General features: G+C 56.9%; 16 protein-coding genes and 1 riboswitch. Of the genes, 9 read left to right on the top strand and 7 right to left on the bottom strand.

Annotation, left to right across the window (positions count from 1 at the left end; all coding sequences use genetic code 11):
* Positions 1-93: 93 nt before the first annotated feature.
* Entirely contained in the window at positions 94-2,265 is a 2,172-nt protein-coding gene (katG, locus tag FFB58_RS20645; protein ID WP_138370883.1) for a catalase/peroxidase HPI, read from the top strand.
* 111 nt (positions 2,266-2,376) lie between these two features.
* On the opposite strand, the gene FFB58_RS20640 is transcribed toward katG, so the two are convergent.
* From FFB58_RS20640 to argE, 5 genes are all read right to left on the bottom strand, one after another.
* Entirely contained in the window at positions 2,377-3,480 is a 1,104-nt protein-coding gene (locus FFB58_RS20640; RefSeq protein WP_138370882.1) for a glycerol dehydrogenase, read from the bottom strand.
* Between the two features lie 12 nt (positions 3,481-3,492).
* The gene (fsa, locus tag FFB58_RS20635; protein ID WP_138370881.1) at positions 3,493-4,155 is read right to left on the bottom strand and encodes a fructose-6-phosphate aldolase; all 663 of its coding nucleotides are present in this window, start codon (positions 4,153-4,155) and stop codon (positions 3,493-3,495) included.
* Between the two features lie 128 nt (positions 4,156-4,283).
* Positions 4,284-5,054 (bottom strand): helix-turn-helix domain-containing protein, encoded by a 771-nt coding sequence (locus FFB58_RS20630; protein WP_138370880.1) that lies wholly within the window; start codon positions 5,052-5,054, stop codon positions 4,284-4,286.
* A 93-nt stretch (positions 5,055-5,147) separates the two neighbouring features.
* Complete coding sequence (ppc, locus tag FFB58_RS20625; RefSeq protein ID WP_138370879.1) at positions 5,148-7,799, bottom strand: phosphoenolpyruvate carboxylase; 2,652 nt, start codon at positions 7,797-7,799, stop codon at positions 5,148-5,150.
* Between the two features lie 246 nt (positions 7,800-8,045).
* Complete coding sequence (gene argE / locus FFB58_RS20620) at positions 8,046-9,197, bottom strand: acetylornithine deacetylase (protein ID WP_138370878.1); 1,152 nt, start codon at positions 9,195-9,197, stop codon at positions 8,046-8,048.
* Positions 9,198-9,285: 88 nt separating this feature from the next.
* Here argE and argC point away from each other — a divergent pair, with 88 nt between their 5' ends.
* The 4 genes from argC (at position 9,286) to oxyR (ending at position 13,763) form a co-directional block, all read left to right on the top strand.
* A complete protein-coding gene (argC, locus tag FFB58_RS20615; RefSeq protein WP_138370877.1) occupies positions 9,286-10,290 on the top strand; it encodes an N-acetyl-gamma-glutamyl-phosphate reductase in 1,005 nt (334 codons plus the stop codon).
* Between the two features lie 6 nt (positions 10,291-10,296).
* The gene (argB, locus tag FFB58_RS20610; RefSeq protein WP_138370876.1) at positions 10,297-11,073 is read left to right on the top strand and encodes an acetylglutamate kinase; all 777 of its coding nucleotides are present in this window, start codon (positions 10,297-10,299) and stop codon (positions 11,071-11,073) included.
* Positions 11,074-11,147: 74 nt separating this feature from the next.
* The gene (gene argH, locus FFB58_RS20605) at positions 11,148-12,521 is read left to right on the top strand and encodes an argininosuccinate lyase (RefSeq protein ID WP_138370875.1); all 1,374 of its coding nucleotides are present in this window, start codon (positions 11,148-11,150) and stop codon (positions 12,519-12,521) included.
* Between the two features lie 324 nt (positions 12,522-12,845).
* Positions 12,846-13,763: a DNA-binding transcriptional regulator OxyR gene (gene oxyR, locus FFB58_RS20600; protein ID WP_138370874.1), complete on the top strand. Its 918-nt coding sequence runs from the start codon at positions 12,846-12,848 to the stop codon at positions 13,761-13,763.
* Here the strand turns inward: oxyR and sthA are convergent.
* Positions 13,746-15,146, bottom strand: coding sequence for a Si-specific NAD(P)(+) transhydrogenase (sthA, locus tag FFB58_RS20595; protein ID WP_138370873.1), 1,401 nt, complete (start codon positions 15,144-15,146; stop codon positions 13,746-13,748). The two genes, oxyR and sthA, sit on opposite strands and share 18 nt — an antisense overlap.
* A 196-nt stretch (positions 15,147-15,342) precedes the next feature.
* Here sthA and fabR point away from each other — a divergent pair, with 196 nt between their 5' ends.
* The gene (gene fabR, locus FFB58_RS20590; RefSeq protein WP_032615233.1) at positions 15,343-15,981 is read left to right on the top strand and encodes an HTH-type transcriptional repressor FabR; all 639 of its coding nucleotides are present in this window, start codon (positions 15,343-15,345) and stop codon (positions 15,979-15,981) included.
* A 10-nt stretch (positions 15,982-15,991) separates the two neighbouring features.
* A complete protein-coding gene (locus FFB58_RS20585; RefSeq protein WP_032615232.1) occupies positions 15,992-16,351 on the top strand; it encodes a YijD family membrane protein in 360 nt (119 codons plus the stop codon).
* A gap of 57 nt (positions 16,352-16,408) precedes the next feature.
* On the opposite strand, the gene trmA is transcribed toward FFB58_RS20585, so the two are convergent.
* The gene (gene trmA, locus FFB58_RS20580) at positions 16,409-17,509 is read right to left on the bottom strand and encodes a tRNA (uridine(54)-C5)-methyltransferase TrmA (RefSeq protein WP_138370872.1); all 1,101 of its coding nucleotides are present in this window, start codon (positions 17,507-17,509) and stop codon (positions 16,409-16,411) included.
* A 103-nt stretch (positions 17,510-17,612) separates the two neighbouring features.
* A riboswitch (cobalamin riboswitch) is annotated at positions 17,613-17,788 on the top strand.
* A 65-nt stretch (positions 17,789-17,853) separates the two neighbouring features.
* Here trmA and btuB point away from each other — a divergent pair.
* Positions 17,854-19,707 carry a TonB-dependent vitamin B12 receptor BtuB gene (gene btuB, locus FFB58_RS20575; protein ID WP_138370871.1) on the top strand — a complete coding sequence of 618 codons (1,854 nt, stop codon included), beginning with the start codon at positions 17,854-17,856 and terminating at the stop codon, positions 19,705-19,707.
* Entirely contained in the window at positions 19,652-20,503 is an 852-nt protein-coding gene (gene murI, locus FFB58_RS20570; protein WP_138370870.1) for a glutamate racemase, read from the top strand. The genes btuB and murI overlap by 56 nt, the downstream gene beginning before the upstream one ends.
* Positions 20,504-20,581 lie beyond the last annotated feature (78 nt).

The raw sequence follows: 20,581 nt of genomic DNA, 5'->3' as shown, positions 1-20,581 counted from the left end.
CGGAAATAACTATCAAATCTGTGGATGGTTTCAATTATCTCTTGCTCCCGGTGGTGTATATCCTAACGGTAAAATCATAGAGGGAGCAGAGCGATGAGTATGTCCGACGAGAATCATAATTCAGGTAAATGCCCATTCCACCAGGGCAGTTATGACAAGAGTGCGGGTGCTGGCACTAACAGCCGGGACTGGTGGCCTAAACAACTTCGTATCGACCTTCTCAATCAGCATTCCGAACGTTCTAACCCCCTGGGTAAAGATTTCAATTACCGCAAAGAGTTCAGCAAACTCGATTATTCCGCGCTGAAGGGCGATCTTAAAGCCCTGCTGACCGATTCACAGCCATGGTGGCCTGCGGACTGGGGCAGCTATGCCGGTCTGTTCATTCGTATGGCGTGGCATGGTGCGGGCACCTATCGTTCAGTCGACGGACGCGGCGGCGCGGGCCGTGGTCAGCAGCGTTTCTCTCCGCTCAACTCCTGGCCGGATAACGTCAGCCTCGATAAGGCGCGTCGTCTGCTGTGGCCGATCAAACAAAAATATGGCCAGAAAATTTCCTGGGCTGACCTGTTTATTCTCGCGGGCAACGTAGCGCTGGAAAACTCCGGCTTCAGAACCTTTGGCTTTGGTGCCGGGCGTGAAGACGTGTGGGAACCGGATCTGGACGTTAACTGGGGGGATGAAAAAGCCTGGTTAACCCATCGTGACCCGGAAGCGCTGGCGAAGAATCCGCTGTCAGCTACCGAAATGGGGCTGATTTACGTGAACCCGGAAGGGCCAAACGCCAGCGGCGAACCGCTGTCGGCGGCGGCGGCTATTCGCGCCACCTTCGGCAATATGGGGATGAACGATGAAGAGACCGTCGCGCTGATCGCCGGTGGTCATACCCTGGGTAAAACTCACGGGGCAGGGGAAGCCAGCCATGTGGGTGTCGATCCGGAAGGCGGTCCGCTTGAGGCGCAGGGCCTGGGCTGGACCAGCACCCACGGTACCGGTATCGGGGCGGATGCGATTACCTCCGGCCTGGAGGTGATCTGGTCGCAGACGCCGACCCAGTGGAGCAACTACTTCTTCGAGAACCTCTATAAATACGACTGGGTGCAAACCCGCAGCCCGGCCGGGGCGATTCAGTTTGAAGCGGTGAACGCGCCGGAAATCATGCCCGATCCGTTCGACCCGTCGAAAAAACGTAAGCCGACCATGCTGGTTACCGACCTGACGCTGCGCTTCGATCCTGAGTTCGACAAGATCTCACGCCGCTTCCTGAACGATCCGCAGGCCTTTAACGAAGCCTTCGCCCGGGCGTGGTTCAAACTGACCCATCGTGATATGGGGCCGATTTCCCGTTATATCGGACCGGAAGTACCGAAAGAAGAGCTGATTTGGCAGGATCCGCTGCCGCAGCCATTCTTCCACCCGTCCGCTGACGATATCCAGAGCCTGAAAGAAGATATTGCGGCTTCCGGACTGTCGGTGAGTGAACTGGTGTCCGTAGCATGGGCGTCGGCCTCCACCTTCCGCGGTGGCGATAAGCGTGGCGGTGCCAACGGCGCACGTCTGGCACTGGCGCCGCAGCGCAGCTGGGATGTTAACGCCGTAGCGGCACGCGTTCTGCCGGTGCTGGAAGGCATCTATAAATCTGCGCATAAAGCGTCGCTGGCGGACATCATCGTGCTGGCCGGTGTGGTGGGCGTCGAGCAGGCGGCGAAAGCGGCGGGCTTCAACATCACCGTTCCCTTTACGCCAGGCCGCGTAGATGCGCGTCAGGATCAGACCGATATCGGCATGTTCTCGCTGCTGCAGCCGGTTGCCGATGGCTTCCGTAACTACCGTGCGGCCATCGACGTGTCGACTACCGAATCGCTGCTGATTGATAAAGCGCAGCAGCTGACCCTGACCGCGCCAGAGATGACGGTGCTGCTGGGCGGGCTGCGTGTGCTGGGCGCTAACTTTGACGGCGGTAAGAGCGGCGTCTTTACCGATCGCGTGGGCGTACTCAGCACTGACTTCTTCGTCAATCTGCTGGATATGGGCACGCAGTGGAAAGCTACTGATGAATCCAGCGAGCTGTTTGAAGGCCGCGACCGCGTGAGTGGAGAAGTGAAATATCAGGCAAGCCGTGCCGACCTGGTATTTGGTTCTAACTCCGTACTGCGTGCCCTGGCAGAGGTTTACGCCAGCAGCGATGCTCACGAGAAGTTCGTGAACGACTTTGTCGCGGCATGGGTGAAAGTGATGAATCTCGACCGGTTTGATCTGCTGTAAAAGGAAAATCCCCGCTTCGGCGGGGATTTTTTTGCCGGGTGGCGGCTACGCCTTACCCGGCCTACAAAACCCGTAGGCCCGTGCAAGCGCAGCGCCGCCGGGCAACAGCCGCTACTCCCACTCCTGCATAAATCGCTGACCGTACTGGTCGGCAACCAGCAGTGCCGCATATACCTGATCCGGCGTGGTGCCGCCCGGCATGTTATGGATGGTTTCATCTTTCGCGCAGGATGCCGTCGCCACCAGGCGCATTTTGGCCGGGATATCGGTGGTGATATCCAGCTGTGCCAGGGTGATGGGTAATCCCACGCTGTGGCAGAGCGCCGCGACGGTTTCTATCTCTTCAACCGGGGCATTCTCCAGTACCAGCTGGGTCAGGGTGCCGAACGCCACTTTCTCGCCGTGATAGTAATGATGGGCATCCGGGATGGCGGTCAGCCCGTTGTGAATGGCGTGCGCCGCCGCCAGCCCACCACTCTCAAAGCCGACGCCGCTCAGATAGGTATTCGCTTCAATCACCCGCTCAAGGGCAGGGGTCACCACATGCTGCTCCGCGGCCAGCATCGCTTTCTCACCCTCTTCAATCAGGGTGTTGTAGCACAGCTCGGCCAGCGCCAGGGCTGCCTGTGTGCATTTGCCGCCCGCCATGGTAGTCGCACCGCTGCGCGAGCAGGCCCGGGCTTCAAACCAGGTCGCCAGCGCGTCGCCAATACCGGCAGCCAGCAGGCGCGCAGGGGCACCGGCCACCACTTTGGTATCCACAATCACGATGTTCGGGTTGTGGGGCAGCATCAGGTAGCGATCGAATTCCCCGCTGTCGGTGTAGATGACGGAGAGCGCGCTGCAGGGCGCATCGGTGGAGGCGATAGTCGGGGCGATAGCAACCGGAACGTCCATAAAATGCGCCAGCGCTTTAGCGGTATCCAGCGTTTTACCGCCGCCGATGCCGAGGATCGCCTGGCAGTCGGCGCTCTTCGCCAGCTGACGCAGTCGGTCAATCTCGTTCTGCGAACATTCGCCGCCAAAGGGCGCGATTTCTACGTACAGTTCCGCCTGTTTAAAGCTCTGGCGCAGCGTCTCTTCGGCAAAGCCCAGCACAAATTTATCGCCCACCACCAGCCAGCGTGCGGCCAGCGGTTTCAGGTAATCACCGAGGCGTGAGAGCACGTCTGCACCCTGAATGTATTTGCCGGGCGATTGAATAATACGATCCATCACATATCTCCTTTACAGGTTGAGGCTACCAAACGTGTTTTTCCAGTCCTGCTCAAACTTGTCTATGGCTGACTCTACCGCTGGCGTATTGAGCATTTGTTGCGCGACATCAGTGGGCAGGGTGATCGCCTCACAGCCAGCAAGCAGGCAGTCCAGCGCCTGACGCGGCGTTTTGAAGCTGGCAGCCAGCACCATGCTGTCTGGCGCATGCAGTTCCAGCAGGGTTTGCAGCTCCTGCACCGTGCGGATCCCGTCTCCGCCCTGAGCATCCACGCGATTAACGTACGGCGCGATGTACTTCGCCCCGGCCAGCGCCGCCAGCAGACCCTGAGATGCGCTGTACACTGCGGTGCCGAGCGTGGTAATGCCCTCTTTTTTAAGCGCTTTGATGGCGACAAGCCCTTCTGCGGTTACCGGGATTTTGACCACGATGTCGGGGATCGCATCACGCAGGCGTCTGGCTTCGGCAACCATCCCTTCGGCGCTGCGGCTCATGGTCTGGGCGAACAGGGTCCCCTGGGGGCCGATGGCTTTCTGCAGGCGCGGCAGGACATCCCAGAGCGGTTCACCGCTGGCGGCAATAATGCTCGGATTAGTGGTGATACCCGCAATGGGGAAGATGCGGGCAAGGCGTTCAACGTCCGCCACGTTGGCGGTATCGAGATACAATTCCATTATTTTTCCTTAAGTCAGCGGATATGAATTAAGGATACGGCGGGCCTGACGGGGTGAGCCAGAGGTCAAATTTGTCAAATACTGGACAAATGTAAGGTCCTTAGCGAAGTGAGAGGACGATCACAATGCTAGTTTTTGGCGGTAAGCTGGCTGTGATACTGGCGGCGATATTCCGAAGGTGAGCGCTCGGTGTGCCTGCGAAACAGGCGGCAGAAGTAGTTGCTGTCCGTGAAGCCGCAGTGTGCGGCAATGTCCTTAATTTTCAGGTCATAGCCTTTGAGAAGCTGTCGCGCATGCTCGAGACGGGTTCTGGTCAGGTATTCATTGAACCCCACGCTGCCGGTCTTTTGAAAAAGGTGAGAAAGGTAGTTGGGTGAAATGTAAAACGCCTGCGCCACCGACTCACGGGTAAGCGGTGCGGCATGATGTTCTTCGATATGGCTGCGAATAGCTTCAAAAAGTGCCCGACTGTGGGAGGCGGTGTGAATGTCGCTGCCCAGCAGATCGCGGCAGTGGCTGAGCAGACTTAAGACCACCAGTCTCGCCGTGGCCTGCTCGTCCGGCTGCATTTGCAATTCAGCGAGGGTTTGCAGCAGGAAGGCACCGATTCTTGGCCCGCGTCTGGCGACCTGCTGCTGAAGCAACACGGTGGTGTCGCGCTGGAGCTGAAGCGTCAGTTGCTGCTTCCCGAAACTGATGCTGAGCAGGGTGGCGGGCTGAAGGTCAGCAATAAATCCGACGGAAGAGAACACCGCGTCATGCGTTTCGCCTTCAAGAACAATCGTAAGACGAGGAGAAGCGTTGGGGATCGGGTCGACCGGAGATGCAAATCGCACCTGATGCAGGGGCGACGTGCCGTTGATCAGATCGGTCAGGATTGAGGTGATATCGTGGGGCATGGTGGGAGTACCAGAATTGCCGGGTGGCGCTAACGCTTACCTGGCCTACTTATCGTAGGCCCGTGCAAGCGCAGCGCCGCCGGGCATAAAACATTAACCGGTGTTACGCATCCCCGCCGCAACGCCCGCGATGGTTACCATCAGCGCTTGTTCCACACGTGGATCCGGCTCCTGACCCTCTTCTTCTGCTTTACGCGAACGGTACAGCAGTTCGGCCTGCAGAACGTTCAGCGGATCGGTGTAGATGTTACGCAGCTGGATAGACTCCGCAATCCACGGCAGGTCGGCCATCAGATGGGAATCGTTGGCGATAGCCAGCACTACTTTGATGTCGCCTTCCAGCAGTTCACGCAGTTCGGTACCCAGCTTCCACAGCTCCGGTTTCACCAGACGCTGATCGTAGTACTCCGCCAGCCACAGGTCGACTTTGGAGAATACCATCTCCAGCATGCCCAGACGGGTGGAGAAGAACGGCCAGTCGCGGCACATGGTTTCCAGTTCGCTCTGCTTACCGTCATCCACCACTTTCTGCAGGGCGGCACCGGCACCCAGCCAGGCCGGGAGCATCAGGCGGTTTTGCGTCCACGCGAAGATCCACGGGATGGCACGCAGGGACTCAACGCCACCGGTCGGACGACGCTTGGCCGGACGGGAACCGAGCGGCAGTTTACCCAGCTCCTGCTCAGGTGTGGCCGAGCGGAAGTAAGGCACGAAGTCTTTGTTTTCACGCACGTAGCCGCGGTACAGATCGCAGGAGATATCTGACAGCTCGTCCATGATATGGCACCAGGCCTCTTTCGGCTCCGGCGGTGGCAACAGGTTGGCTTCCAGAATGGCGCTGGTGTAAAGCGACAGGCTGCTGATGGTCACTTCCGGCAGACCGTACTTGAAGCGGATCATCTCGCCCTGTTCGGTCACGCGCAGACCGCCTTTCAGGCTGCCCGGTGGCTGTGAAAGCAGCGCCGCATGCGCTGGCGCACCGCCACGACCGATAGAGCCGCCGCGACCGTGGAACAGAGTCAGCTCAATGCCCGCTTTCTCGCAGGTTTTGATCAGGGAGTCCTGCGCCTGATACTGCGCCCAGGAGGCTGCCATTACGCCCGCGTCTTTTGCGGAGTCGGAATAGCCAATCATCACCATCTGTTTGCCCTGAATAAAGCCGCGATACCAGTCGATGTTCAGCAGCTGGGTCATCACGTCATTGGCGTTGTTCAGGTCATCAAGGGTTTCGAACAGCGGTGCCACCGGCAGGGCATAGTCGATGCCGGCTTCTTTCAGCAGCAGATGAACGCCCAGCACGTCGGACGGGGTCTTCGCCATGGAGATCACATAGGCGGCCACCGATCCTTTCGGCGCATCAACGATCGCTTTGCAGGTGTTGAGCACTTCGCGGGTGTCGTTGCTCGGCTCCCAGTTGCGTGGCAGCAGAGGACGTTTGGAGTTCAGCTCGCGGATCAGGAAGGCCTGTTTGTCGGCTTCTGACCAGCTTTCGTAGTCGCCGATGCCAAGGTAGCGGGTCAGCTCGCCCAGCGCTTCGGTATGACGGGTGCTTTCCTGACGTACGTCGATACGCACCAGCGGCACGCCAAAACACTTCACGCGACGCAGGGTGTCGAGCAGTTCGCCGTTGGCGATGATGCCCATGCCGCACGCCTGCAGAGATTTATAACAGGCGTACAGCGGATCCCAGAGCTGCTCGTTCTGGCTCAGCAGTCCTTCCGGCTTCGGCAGGCGCTGGCCTTTCAGACGTGCTTCCAGCCAGGCCTGCGTTGCCAGCAGCTGGCCGCGCAGCTTTTTCATCAGATAGCGGTAAGGCTCGCTCGCACCCTCTTCACCGGCCAGCTCGCGCAGTTCCGGGGTGGCTTCAACCATCGACAGCTCAGAGATCAGCACCTGAATATCTTTCAGGAATAGATCGGTCGCTTTCCAGCGGCTCAGCAGCAGCACGTGGCGGGTGATGTCGGCAGTGACGTTCGGGTTGCCGTCGCGGTCGCCGCCCATCCAGGAGGTGAAGCGGACCGGGACAAAATCCACCGGCAGGCGATAGCCGAGGTTCTCTTCCAGCTGTTCATTCAGCTCGCGCAGGTAGTTTGGCACCCCTTCCCACAGGCTGTTTTCCACCACCGCAAAGCCCCACTTGGCTTCATCTACCGGGCTTGGGCGGTGCTTACGAATTTCATCGGTATGCCAGGACTGGGCAATCAGCTGGCGCAGGCGGCGCATCAGCTGGTTACGTTCGTAGTCAACGATCTCTTTGTTATCCAGCTGCTTCAGGCAGTTGTTCACTTCCACCATTTTGTGGATCAGGGTACGACGGGTGATCTCGGTCGGGTGGGCGGTGAGCACCAGCTCCAGCGACAGGGACTCGACGGCCTTTTTAATGGTGGCTTCGTTGAGATCGGGTTGGTCCTTGAGCTTTCTGAGCGTACGGGCAATCACTTCCGGGTTGCTTGCCGCTTCGCCGTTCGGCGAAATGCTGTGGTACTGCTCGGCGGTGTTCGCCAGATTCAGAAACTGGCTGAAGGCACGGGCAACAGGCAGCAGTTCGTCATTGGAGAGGTTCTGCAGGGTGGTAAGCAGCTCCTGACGATTGGCTTCGTTACCTGCACGGGAAGATTTGGACAGCTTGCGGATAGTTTCAACGCGATCGAGGATGTTTTCCCCCAACGCGTCTTTGATGGTATCTCCAAGCACTTTGCCGAGCATACTGACATTACTACGCAACGCGGAATATTGTTCGTTCATAAAAACCCAGTCACCCCATCATTTTTGTTTATGCCCTGCCAGACATCTAACGGACATTATTTTGTCATCTCCCTTTATAAAGCCACGTAAAACCCCCGTCGTCAATTGCTGCGAAAACGGTTCAGCAAACGAATAAATGCGGGCAATTTACGAAATTTAATTCGCTTTGCGTCAGATAAGAGATGCTTATGAGAATGTGACGAAGATCGCGGGATTTTCCCCTCTCCGAAGAGAGGGGAGGCGTGATTAATGCCAGCAGAAGTGATGCACAACCTGGGTAATCAGTTCGCGGGTGGGCTTGATAAAGCGCGTTTCCAGATACTCATCCGGCTGATGGGCCTGGTTAATGGAGCCCGGGCCGAGCACCAGGGTCGGGCACAGGGTCTGAATAAACGGCGCTTCGGTGCAGTAGTTCACCACGTCGGTTTTCTCGCCGAGCAGTTTCTCCACCACTTCCACCAGCTGGTGGTCCGGCGGGCACTCATAACCCGGGATCGGCGGATGCAGGTCGGACACCGTCAGACGGCCCGGCCAGCGTTCACTCACCGGTGCCAACGCTTCGGTCAGTAAGCCATTCAGATCGCTCAGGGTCATGCCCGGCAGCGGACGGATATCCATATGCAGTTCACAGCAGGCGCAGATACGGTTAGACGCATCGCCGCCGTGCAGGCTGCCGAGGTTCAGCGTGGGATACGGCACGGTGAAGGCGTCGTAGTGATAGCGCTCTTTCAAATCGTCACGCAGGGTCATGATGCGGCCGATGGCGTCGTGCATCAGTTCAATGGCGTTGACGCCGCGCGCCGGATCGCTGGAGTGGCCGGACTGGCCCAGCACGCGCACCGCCGTGGAGATATGGCCTTTGTGGGCACGGATCGGTTGCAGGGACGTTGGCTCGCCGATAATCGCGCAATCCGGGCGAATCGCCGTGTTTTCCGAGAAGTATCGCGCGCCCGCCATGCTGGTCTCTTCGTCGGCGGTAGCCAGAATATAGAGCGGCTTTTTCAGAGTGGTGACGTCAACGTCACGCAGCGCGTCGAGGATAAAGGCGAAGAAGCCTTTCATGTCGGCGGTGCCCAGCCCGTAGAGCTTGTTGTCGTGCTCGGTCAGGGTGAAGGGATCGCGCGTCCAGCGCCCGTCATCAAACGGAACGGTGTCGGTGTGTCCCGCCAGCAGCAGACCGCCCGCGCCCTGGCCGGTACTGGCGAGCAGGTTAAATTTATTACGGGTTCCCGGTACCGGCTGAACCTCCACCTTAAAGCCGAGATCGCTGAACCACCCCGCCAGCAGATTGATTAAAGTCTCATTACTCTGATCCAGCGCTTCTTCCGTTGCGCTGATGGACGGCGTGGCAATCAGGGCGCGGTAGATCTCGATAAATGGCGGTAAATTCATTTTCATTGTTGACACACCTTAGGTCGTGATAGTATCAATATTCATGCAATAAATGTGAATAAAAATACATTAACGTTGAGCATAAAGGAACCCGATGTTGAATACGCTGATTGTAGGCGCTAGCGGTTATGCGGGCGCAGAGCTTGTAAGCTACGTGAATCGCCATCCTCATATGACCATAACCGCTTTGACTGTCTCAGCGCAAAGCAATGATGCAGGAAAGTTAATTTCCGATTTACATCCGCAACTTAAAGGGATTGTCGATCTGCCATTGCAGCCAATGTCGGATATCAGCGAGTTTACCGGCGGCGTAGACGTGGTGTTTTTAGCCACCGCTCACGAAGTCAGCCACGATCTGGCGCCGCAGTTCCTGGCGGCCGGTTGCGTGGTATTCGATCTCTCCGGTGCGTTCCGTGTGAACGACGCCGCGTTCTATGAAAAATACTACGGTTTCACTCATCAGCACCCGGATCTGCTTGAAAAGGCGGTGTATGGTCTGGCGGAGTGGAGCGCAGATGCGCTGAAAGAGGCGAACCTGATCGCCGTACCGGGTTGCTACCCTACGGCCGCGCAGCTCGCCCTGAAACCCCTGATCGACGCGGGCCTGCTGGATCTGAACCAGTGGCCGGTGATCAACGCCACCAGCGGCGTGAGCGGAGCCGGGCGCAAGGCGGCTATCTCCAACAGCTTCTGCGAAGTGAGCCTGCAACCGTATGGCGTGTTTAACCACCGCCATCATCCCGAAATCACCACTCATCTGGGTACGGACGTGATTTTCACTCCGCATCTGGGCAGCTTCCCGCGTGGCATCCTCGAAACTATTACCTGCCGCCTGAAACCGGGCGTGACCCAAGACCAGGTGAAAGAGGTCTTCACGAGGGCGTACGCGGATAAGCCGCTGGTGCGTCTGTATGACAAAGGCGTGCCGGCGCTGAAAAACGTGGTTGGCCTGCCGTTCTGCGATATCGGCTTTGCCGTGCAGGGCGAGCACGTGATTGTGGTGGCCGCAGAAGATAATTTACTCAAAGGCGCAGCCGCCCAGGCAATGCAGTGCGCAAATATTCGTTTTGGCTATGCTGAAACGCAGTCTCTTATTTAAGGTGTGATGATGAACCCATTAATTATCAAGCTTGGTGGTGTACTGCTGGACAGCGAAGAGGCGCTGGAGCGTCTGTTTACCGCGCTGGTCAACTATCGCGAATCACATCAACGTCCGCTGGTGATTGTTCACGGCGGCGGCTGTGTGGTGGATGAGTTAATGAAAGGCCTGAACCTGCCGGTGAAAAAGAAGAACGGCCTGCGCGTGACGCCTGCCGATCAGATTGACATCATTACCGGTGCGCTGGCGGGTACGGCCAACAAAACCCTGCTTTCATGGGCGAAGAAACACCATATCGCATCCGTGGGCCTCTACCTTGGCGATGGCGACAGCGTTAAAGTGACCCAGCTCGACGAAGAGCTTGGCCACGTCGGTCTGGCGCAGCCGGGCTCGCCAAAACTCATTAATACGCTGCTGGAAGGCGGTTTCCTGCCGGTGGTGAGCTCTATCGGCGTGACCGAAGAAGGCCAACTGATGAACGTCAACGCTGACCAGGCAGCGACCGCGCTGGCGGCGACGCTGGGCGCAGACCTGATCCTGCTCTCTGACGTGAGCGGAATTCTGGACGGCAAAGGCCAGCGCATCGCGGAGATGACCGCAGCGAAAGCCGAACAGCTGATCGACCAGGGGATTATCACCGACGGCATGATCGTGAAAGTGAACGCGGCGCTGGACGCTGCGCGCACGCTGGGTCGCCCGGTGGATATCGCCTCCTGGCGTCACGCGGAGCAGCTTCCGGCGCTGTTTAACGGCACGCCGATCGGCACGCGTATTCTGGCGTAAGATTTTATTGAATGACCGTAGGCCGGGTAAGCGTAGCGCCACCCGGCGGAACTAACGAATAAAGGAAGCATGTTATGGCACTTTGGGGTGGGCGTTTTACACAGGCAGCGGATCAACGGTTCAAACAGTTCAACGACTCTTTGCGCTTCGACTACCGCCTGGCCGAACAGGATATCGTCGGCTCTGTGGCCTGGTCCAAAGCGCTGGTCACCGTTGGCGTGCTGACCGCAGACGAACAGCTGCAGCTGGAAGAGGCGCTGAATAATCTGCTGGAAGAGGTGCGTCTCAACCCGCAGCAAATCCTCGAAAGCGACGCCGAAGATATTCACAGCTGGGTGGAAGGGAAGCTCATCGACAAAGTCGGCCAACTGGGTAAAAAGCTGCATACCGGCCGGAGCCGTAACGACCAGGTGGCGACCGATCTGAAGCTGTGGTGCAAAGATACCGTGGTGGAACTGCTGGCGGCTAACCGTCAGCTGCAGAGCGCGCTGGTGGAAACCGCGCAGAACAACCAGGATGCGGTGATGCCGGGTTATACCCACCTGCAGCGTGCGCAGCCTGTCACCTTTGCCCACTGGTCGCTGGCCTACGTTGAGATGCTGGCGCGTGATGAAAGCCGTCTGCAGGATACCTTAAAGCGTCTGGACGTGAGCCCGCTGGGCAGCGGCGCGCTGGCCGGTACTGCCTATGAAATCGACCGCGAACAGCTGGCGGGCTGGCTGGGCTTCGCCTCTGCCACCCGCAACAGCCTGGACAGCGTCTCCGATCGCGACCACGTGCTGGAACTGCTTTCTAATGCCTCTATCGGCATGGTGCATCTGTCGCGCTTCGCCGAAGACCTGATCTTCTTCAACTCAGGTGAAGCCGGGTTTGTTGAGCTGTCGGATCGCGTAACTTCCGGCTCTTCCCTGATGCCGCAGAAGAAAAACCCGGATGCGCTGGAGCTGATCCGCGGCAAGTGTGGCCGTGTGCAGGGCGCGCTGACCGGTATGATGATGACCCTGAAAGGGCTGCCGCTGGCGTATAACAAAGATATGCAGGAAGACAAAGAGGGCCTGTTCGACGCGCTCGACACCTGGCTGGACTGCCTGCATATGGCGACCCTGGTGCTGGACGGCATTCAGGTGAAACGTCCGCGCTGCCAGGAAGCGGCTCAGCAGGGTTATGCTAACTCCACCGAGCTGGCGGATTACCTCGTGTCTAAAGGCGTGCCGTTCCGTGAAGCGCACCACATTGTGGGGGAAGCGGTAGTGGAAGCCATTCGTCAGGGCAAAGCGCTGGAAGACCTGCCGCTTTCCGATCTGCAGAAATTCAGCAGCGTGATTGGCGATGATGTTTATCCGATCCTGGCGCTGCAGTCATGCCTGGACAAGCGTGCCGCAAAAGGCGGCGTGTCGCCGAAGCAGGTGGCGCAGGCCATCGCGGATGCGAAAAACCGTCTGGTGTGATCCGTGATATGTCGGGTGGCGGCTTTGCCTTACCCGACCTACAAAATGAGTAGCCCTGGCAAGCGTAGCGCCGCCGGGGAAAAGGCCAGCCATGCGCTGGCTTTTTTACGCAAAAAAAATGCGGACCACGGGGTCCGCAAAAGTTCACGTTGGCTTTAGTTGTTCGAGTTTTGAGAGAAACTCGTGAGACGGGACAGGACTTCAAGGGTAATCGGTGCCGCCTCGTCTCTGTGATGCATTATTCAACAGAACGCTTGATAGGGATAATCGTTCGTTGCTATGCTATCTATCGCCATGAACTATCGTGGCGACGGAGGATGAATAATGAATATTCGTGATCTTGAATACCTGGTGGCGTTAGCCGAACATCGCCATTTCCGCCGCGCGGCAGATTCCTGCCACGTCAGTCAGCCTACGCTTAGCGGTCAGATCCGTAAGCTGGAAGACGAGCTTGGCGTAATGCTGCTGGAGCGCACCAGTCGTAAAGTGCTGTTCACCCAGGCAGGCCTCCTGCTGGTGGATCAGGCGCGCACCGTGTTGCGCGAGGTCAAAGTGCTCAAGGAAATGGCAAGCCAGCAGGGGGAGACCATGTCCGGCCCGCTGCATATTGGCCTGATCCCAACCGTTGGCCCGTACCTGCTGCCGCACATCATTCCGATGCTGCATCAGACCTTCCCGAAACTCGAAATGTACCTGCATGAAGCGCAAACCCATCAGCTGCTGGCGCAGCTTGATAGCGGCAAGCTCGACTGTGCCATTCTGGCGCTGGTTAAAGAGAGCGAAGCCTTTATCGAAGTGCCGCTGTTTGATGAGCCGATGATGCTGGCGATCTATGAAGATCATCCGTGGGCGAGCCGCGATCGCGTCCCGATGGCCGATCTGGCCGGCGAAAAGCTGCTGATGCTGGAAGATGGTCACTGTCTGCGCGATCAGGCGATGGGCTTCTGCTTTGAAGCGGGTGCTGATGAAGATACCCACTTCCGCGCAACCAGCCTGGAAACGCTGCGTAACATGGTGGCGGCGGGAAGCGGCATTACGCTGCTGCCTGCGCTGGCCGTGCCGCGCGAGCGTAAGCGTGATGGGGTGGTCTATCTGCCCTGCATCAAGCCGGAGCCGCGCCGTACCATTGGCCTGGTTTATCGCCCGGGTTCACCGCTGCGCAGCCGCTATGAGCAGCTGGCAGAGGCCATCCGTGGTGCAATGGATGGCCATTTCGACGGTAAATTAAAACAGGCGGTTTAAGCCGTTCAGCGCCGCTACCCGATAAGCTTCTGCCATGGTCGGGTAGTTAAAGGTGGTATTAACAAAGTATTCGATGGTGTTACCACCACCTTTTTGCTCCATGATCGCCTGGCCGATATGAATGATTTCCGCCGCACGCTCACCGAAGCAGTGAATACCGAGGATCTCTTTCGTCTCGCGATGGAACAAAATCTTCAGCGTACCCACGCTCATCCCCACGATTTGCGCCCGCGCCAGATGTTTAAACTGGGCGCGACCCACCTCGTAAGGCACCTTCATGGCCGTCAGCTGCTGCTCGGTTTTCCCGACAGAGCTGATTTCCGGAATGGTATAAATGCCGGTCGGAATATCTTCGATCAGATGCGCCGTCGCTTCACCTTTCACCAGCGCCTGAGCCGCAATGCGTCCCTGGTCGTAAGCCGCTGACGCCAGGCTTGGATAGCCAATCACATCGCCTACGGCATAAATATGCGGCAGAGCGGTCTGGTACATGCTGTTAACCTTGATTTGCCCGCGGCTGTCGGTGGTGAGACCGATGTTCTCCAGCGCCAGCGAATCGGTGTTACCCGTACGGCCGTTAGCGTACAGCAGGCAGTCTGCTTTCAGCTTTTTACCGGATTTCAGGTGCATGATCACGCCATCATCGCAGGGTTCGATCTTCTCGTACTCTTCGTTGTGGCGAATCACCACGCCGCTGTTCCAGAAGTGATACGAGAGCGAGTCGGACATCTCCTGATCGAGGAAGGCCAGCAGACGGTCGCGGGTGTTAATCAGGTCGACCTTCACGTTCATGCCGCGGAAGATAGAGGCATATTCGCAGCCGATCACCCCGGCACCGTAGATCAGCACGTGGCGCGGCTCATGATGCAGGCTCAGAATGGAGTCGCTGTCGTAGACGCGCGGATGAGAGAAATCGACATCGGCCGGACGATAGGGACGTGAGCCGCAGGCGATAACGAATTTCTCTGCGGTGATCGTCTCAACAGAACCGTCATGGCACTCCAGCGCCAGCGTATGCTCATCCACAAAATGCGCGCTGCCCTGCAGAATTTCGCAGTGGTTACGTTCATAAAAACCCTGGCGCATCCGCGTCTGCTGGTTAATCACGTTATCCGCGTGATTGAGAATATCGGCAAAAGAAGAGCGGAGAAGTCGGGAGTGATCGCTGTAGAGAGGGTTCTGGTTGAATTCAATAATGCGGCTGACGGCGTGGCGGAGGGCTTTGGAAGGGATGGTGCCCCAGTGGGTACAGCCGCCGCCAACGTTATGGTAGCGCTCAATAACCGCTACTCTGGCTCCCTGTTTAACCAGTCCCATAGCAGCGCCTTCGCCGCCGGGGCCGGAACCAATAACTATTGCGTCGTAATCGTAGGAATGTGACATGGTAAGGCTTACCTGTTCTTATACATAAAAGCAACAGAATAGTAACATCATTGGCGGGATAACCCAATTATCGTTGTGCTCTTTTCGCGTGGTGGAGCACAAACCACATGGAAACCTTCATTCTGTAAGCCAGGTAAACCGATTAATTTTATTCTCTGGTATAGTGCCAGCGGGCCTTTGGAAGGATTCAACTATCGTGATGGGCGTAAGAGCACAACAAAAAGAGAAAACCCGGCGTTCGCTGGTGGAAGCCGCATTCAGTCAACTGAGTGCTGAGCGGAGTTTTGCCAGTCTGAGCCTGCGCGAGGTCGCACGCGAAGCAGGGATTGCGCCTACCTCTTTCTATCGTCATTTCCGTGACGTAGATGAACTGGGTCTGACCATGGTGGATGAGAGCGGGCTGATGCTGCGCCAGCTGATGCGCCAGGCGCGTCAGCGTATCGCCAAAGGGGGCAGCGTGATCCGCACCTCCGTTTCCACTTTTATGGAGTTTATCGGCAATAATCCCAACGCGTTTCGTTTATTGTTACGGGAACGCTCTGGCACCTCGGCAGCATTCCGTGCGGCTGTGGCCCGCGAGATTCAGCATTTTATTGCGGAACTTGCCGACTATCTTGAACTCGAAAACCATATGCCGCGCGCCTTCACTGAGGCGCAGGCCGAGGCGATGGTCACAATAGTCTTCAGTGCGGGCGCCGAAGCACTGGATGTGAGCGTTGAACAACGCAAGCAACTCGAAGAGCGACTGGTATTGCAACTGCGGATGATCTCTAAAGGGGCTTATTACTGGTATCGCCGTGAACAAGAAAAACTGGCGCATCAATCCGATGAGTGAAAGGTGAGTAATGAAACAGACAGGACAGGATAAAGGAACATTGTTGCTGGCATTGATCGCTGGCTTATCCATTAACGGTACGTTCGCAGCGATTTTTAGCTCCATTGTACCGTTCTCGGTTTTCCCGATGATCTCTCTGGTGCTGACGGTGTACTGTCTGCATCAGCGTTATCAGAATCGCACCATGCCGGTAGGCTTACCGGCGCTGTCGGCAGCGTTCTTTGTGCTGGGCGTCCTGCTGTACAGCACCGTAGTGCGCGCAGAGTACCCGGACATTGGCTCTAACTTCCTGCCGGCTGTACTGTCGGTGGCGCTGGTGTTCTGGATTGGCTTTAAAATGCGTAACCGTAAGCAGCAGCTGCCAGAGTAACGGTTCTGTTTTGTAGTTGTAGGCCGGGTAAGCGCAGCGCCACCCGGCAATAACGGGTTACCGCGCAGTCAGTAACACCCCGCACTCCATATGGTGTGTATACGGGAACTGATCGAACAATGCCAGACGTTCAACCTTGTGCGTCTGGCTTAATGTTTCCAGGTTCTTGCATAAGGTTTCCGGGTTACAGGAGATATAAAGAATACGCGGGTACGCCTGCACCATCTTCTCGGTTTCGCTGTCCAGCCCGCTGCGCGGCGGATCGACGAAAATCGTTTCACACTGATAGCTCTTCAGATCGATCCCCTGCAGACGGTTAAAGTCCCGCACGCCGTTCATCGCCTGAGTAAACTCTTCCGCCGACATACGAATGATCTGCACATTATCAATGTGGTTTGCTGCAATGTTGTATTGCGCGGCGGCGACCGACGGCTTGGCAATTTCGGTAGCCAGCACGCGTTCGAAGTTACGCGCCAGCGCCAGGGAGAAGTTGCCGTTACCGCAGTACAGCTCCAGCAGATCGCCGGTTGAACCTTCGGTGGCCTTCAGCGCCCACTCCAGCATCTGCACGTTCATGGCGGCGTTCGGTTGCGTAAAGCTGTTCTCAACCTGGCGGTAGATCATCTCTTTGCCCGCTACCGGCAGGCGTTCATCGATGTAATCCTGATCCAGGGCAATTTTGGTTTTTGTCGCGCGGCCAATCAGATGCACATTAATGTTCTGCGCGCGTAGCGCATCGCGCAGGGCTTCTGCCGCCTGGCGCCACTCGTCATTCAGCGCTTTATGGTACAGCAGCGAGACGATGGCCTGATTGCTTTGTGTACTCAGGTAGTCAATCTGGAACAGCTTATGGCGCAGAACAGGATTATTGCGCACGCCGTCCATCATCAGGGTCATCAGCTGGTTAATCAGCTCGCTGGCCGCCGGGAAGCTGTCCACGCGGATACGGCTTTTGGTCTGCTGATCGAAAATGATGTGGTACAGGTCATCGCCGTCATGCCAGATACGGAATTCGGCACGCATACGGTAATGGCTGACCGGGGAGCGGAACACCTCAGGCGCAGGCGCAGCAAAAGGCGTCATCATACTTTGCAGGCGGACGACTTTCTCTGCCAGTTGCGCGTCGTACTGTTCTGTCGGGAGGTGTTCTGGAGTCATGATGCTTCCTGTTGAAGATGAATTACGCGGGGATTGTAGGGATTGTACAGGGGATGTCCAGCCCTAATGGTTAACAGCAGTCTGGACATCTATACGTGTCTAAATGTAGCATTATGTTTCCGGTCTCTTATGAGTGAAAAGGGAATCCAGTGCAAATCTGGAGCTGACGCGCAGCGGTAAAGACTGGCGGGATGAGTTAATCGACACTGTGAAAATGGGAAGTCGTCATCCAGTTAACGCCACCTAGCCCGAAGACCTGCCGGGATCACGTCGCATTTGGTTTCATCATCGCGTGCTATGGGTGGGGCCTGCGGCATCCTTCTTATATTGTGGATGCTTTTACAATGATAAAAAAAGTATCGCTGTTGACGGCGCTTTCCGTCACGGCATTTTCGGGCTGGGCGCAGGATAGCGCAGACTCGTTGGTGGTGACGGCAAACCGTGTTGCACAGCCTGCTAATACCGTCCTGGCCCCAAGCTCTGTCGTTACCCGGGAAGATATCGAGCGCTGGCAGGCGAAAAGCGTCGTTGAGGTGATGTCGCGCTTACCGGGCGTTGATATTGCACAAAGCGGTGGAATGGGTGCCAACTCTTCTACTTTTATTCGCGGTACAGAATCTCGTCATGTGCTGGTTCTTATCGACGGCATTCCACTGAATAACGCCGGGATCAGCAACTCACCGGATCTCAGCCAGATTCCCGTTTCGCTCATTCAGCGTGTCGAATACATTCGTGGTCCGCGCTCGGCCCTGTACGGTTCAGATGCGATTGGCGGTGTGATTAACATCATCACTGGCCGTGATAAGCCAGGGGCAGAAATTAACGCCAGCGTAGGTTCGAAAGGCTATCAATCCTACGATGGCTCCTTCCAGCTGGTGCTGGATAAAACCAAAATCACCCTGGGCGGCAATTATAACTATACCCGCGGCTTTGATATTGATGCGGCAGATGCCCCGCGTCAGCCAGACCGTGACGGCTTTATGAGTAAGTCGCTGTTCGGCTCCGTTGAGCAGCAGATCACTGACAACCTGAGCGGCTTCGTGCGTGGCCTCGGCTACGACAACCGCACGGCGTATGACGGTTATGAGCATTACGACGATAACTTTATGGTCGATGGCACCCCTGATACGCGTCAGCTTTACAGCCAGAACTGGGATACCGGTCTTCGCTATAACCAGGGAATTTATCAGACCCAGCTGGTGGCTGGTTATGGTCGCAGTAAAGACCAGAACTACGATCCGAGCAAAGGCCGTTATGCGTCCTCTGCCACCATGGATGACGTTAAGCAGTACACCGCTCAGTGGCTGAACACCGTTACTGTCGGCCACGGCAATATTGGCGCAGGTCTGGACTGGCAGAAGCAAAAAACCCAGGCGGGAACGGGCTATCTGGATAAAGGCTACGAACAGCGCAACACGGGTGTGTTCCTGTCTGCCCTGCAGCAGTTCGATAGCGTCACCCTGGAAGCCGCCGCGCGTAATGACGACAACGCTAACTTTGGTAACCATAACACCTGGCAGACCAGCGCCGGATGGGAGTTTATCGACGGTTACCGGATCATTGGTTCTTATGGTACAGCCTATAAAGCGCCGACCATGAGTCAGATCCACAGTGCTAGCTATGGCAACCCGGACCTGAAACCGGAAGAGAGCAAGCAGTGGGAGGGCGGCTTCGAGGGGCTGACCGGTCCGGTGAACTGGCGTGTGTCAGGCTATCGTAACGACATCGACAACCTGATTAGCAGCGACCCGCGGACTTTCCGCTACTACAACGTCGACAAAGCGCGTATCAAAGGTATTGAAGCGACGGCGCAGTTTGATACTGGCTCGGTAGGGCATCAGGTTTCCTATGACTACGTCGATCCACGCAATGCGAAAACGAACGAAGTGCTTGCCCGCCGTTCGAAACAGCAGGTGAAATACCAGCTGGACATGCAGGTGTGGGATCTCGACTGGAATCTGGCCTACCGCTATCTGGGAACCCGTTATGACGTGGCGTACGATCCTGATACCTTTACTTCAGAGCGCGTGAAACTGGGTGGAGTAAGCCTGTGGGATCTCGCCGTTTCATATCCTGTCACCTCTCACCTTACAGTTCGTGGTAAAATAGCCAACCTGTTCGATAAAGACTACGAGACAGTTTATGGCTACCAAACTGCAGGACGGGAATACACCTTGTCTGGCAGCTACACCTTCTGACCCACGTCCCACCGTACTGGTGTTTGACTCCGGTGTCGGTGGGCTTTCAGTCTATGATGAGATTCGGCAACTTCTGCCGGATCTTCATTATATCTATGCGTTCGATAACGTGGCTTTCCCGTATGGGGAAAAGAGCGAAGCGTTTATTGTCGAGCGCGTCGTCGAGATCGTTACCGCCGTACAACAGCAGTATCCTCTCGCACTGGCAGTGATTGCCTGCAATACCGCCAGTACAGTCTCCCTTCCGGCACTGCGTGAAAAATTCCCGTTCCCGGTTGTCGGCGTCGTTCCGGCGATTAAACCTGCCGCGCGCCTGACGGCGAATGGCGTGGTGGGACTGCTGGCGACGCGCGGGACGGTTAAACGTCCTTATACCCGTGAGCTGATCGAGCGCTTTGCCAATGAATGCCAGATTGCGATGTTAGGTTCTGCTGAGCTGGTTGAGATGGCCGAAGCTAAACTGCACGGCCAGGCGGTATCGCTGGAAGAGCTGCGCCGTATTCTGCGTCCATGGCTGCGGATGGCGGAGCCGCCAGATACGGTGGTGCTGGGCTGCACGCATTTCCCGCTATTACAGGAAGAGCTGCTTGCCGTACTTCCGGAAGGTACCCGGTTGGTGGATTCGGGAGCGGCAATTGCCCGTCGCACGGCATGGCTGCTTGAACATGAAGCGCCAGATGCGAAATCCACCGACGCGAATATCGCTTATTGCATGGCATTGACCCCGGTAACTGAGCAACTTTTACCCGTTTTGCATCGTTATGGCTTCGAAACGCTCGAAAAACTAGCGCTATAGCACGGTTTTGAGCAAAAAACAGACGGTTGAAAGTTTTTTTTAATTTTGCTCTTGTCAGCGCCGGAGAACTCCCTATAA

The sequence above is a fragment of the Enterobacter sp. MF024 genome (genome assembly GCF_005843915.1).
In the GTDB taxonomy this organism is placed as follows: Bacteria; Pseudomonadota; Gammaproteobacteria; order Enterobacterales; family Enterobacteriaceae; genus Enterobacter; species Enterobacter barmai.
Note: the sequence above shows the minus strand (reverse complement) of the source record. Positions and strands in the feature narration are given on the sequence as shown.

What these genes read in the sequence shown, in the direction of transcription:
- katG (WP_138370883.1), top strand. Translation starts at nt 94, where the DNA reads ATGAGTATGTCCGACGAGAATCATAATTCAGGTAAATGCCCATTCCAC.
- FFB58_RS20640 (WP_138370882.1), bottom strand. Translation starts at nt 3,480, where the DNA reads ATGGATCGTATTATTCAATCGCCCGGCAAATACATTCAGGGTGCAGAC.
- fsa (WP_138370881.1), bottom strand. Translation starts at nt 4,155, where the DNA reads ATGGAATTGTATCTCGATACCGCCAACGTGGCGGACGTTGAACGCCTT.
- FFB58_RS20630 (WP_138370880.1), bottom strand. Translation starts at nt 5,054, where the DNA reads ATGCCCCACGATATCACCTCAATCCTGACCGATCTGATCAACGGCACG.
- ppc (WP_138370879.1), bottom strand. Translation starts at nt 7,799, where the DNA reads ATGAACGAACAATATTCCGCGTTGCGTAGTAATGTCAGTATGCTCGGC.
- argE (WP_138370878.1), bottom strand. Translation starts at nt 9,197, where the DNA reads ATGAAAATGAATTTACCGCCATTTATCGAGATCTACCGCGCCCTGATT.
- argC (WP_138370877.1), top strand. Translation starts at nt 9,286, where the DNA reads ATGTTGAATACGCTGATTGTAGGCGCTAGCGGTTATGCGGGCGCAGAG.
- argB (WP_138370876.1), top strand. Translation starts at nt 10,297, where the DNA reads ATGATGAACCCATTAATTATCAAGCTTGGTGGTGTACTGCTGGACAGC.
- argH (WP_138370875.1), top strand. Translation starts at nt 11,148, where the DNA reads ATGGCACTTTGGGGTGGGCGTTTTACACAGGCAGCGGATCAACGGTTC.
- oxyR (WP_138370874.1), top strand. Translation starts at nt 12,846, where the DNA reads ATGAATATTCGTGATCTTGAATACCTGGTGGCGTTAGCCGAACATCGC.
- sthA (WP_138370873.1), bottom strand. Translation starts at nt 15,146, where the DNA reads ATGTCACATTCCTACGATTACGACGCAATAGTTATTGGTTCCGGCCCC.
- FFB58_RS20585 (WP_032615232.1), top strand. Translation starts at nt 15,992, where the DNA reads ATGAAACAGACAGGACAGGATAAAGGAACATTGTTGCTGGCATTGATC.
- trmA (WP_138370872.1), bottom strand. Translation starts at nt 17,509, where the DNA reads ATGACTCCAGAACACCTCCCGACAGAACAGTACGACGCGCAACTGGCA.
- btuB (WP_138370871.1), top strand. Translation starts at nt 17,854, where the DNA reads ATGATAAAAAAAGTATCGCTGTTGACGGCGCTTTCCGTCACGGCATTT.
- murI (WP_138370870.1), top strand. Translation starts at nt 19,652, where the DNA reads ATGGCTACCAAACTGCAGGACGGGAATACACCTTGTCTGGCAGCTACA.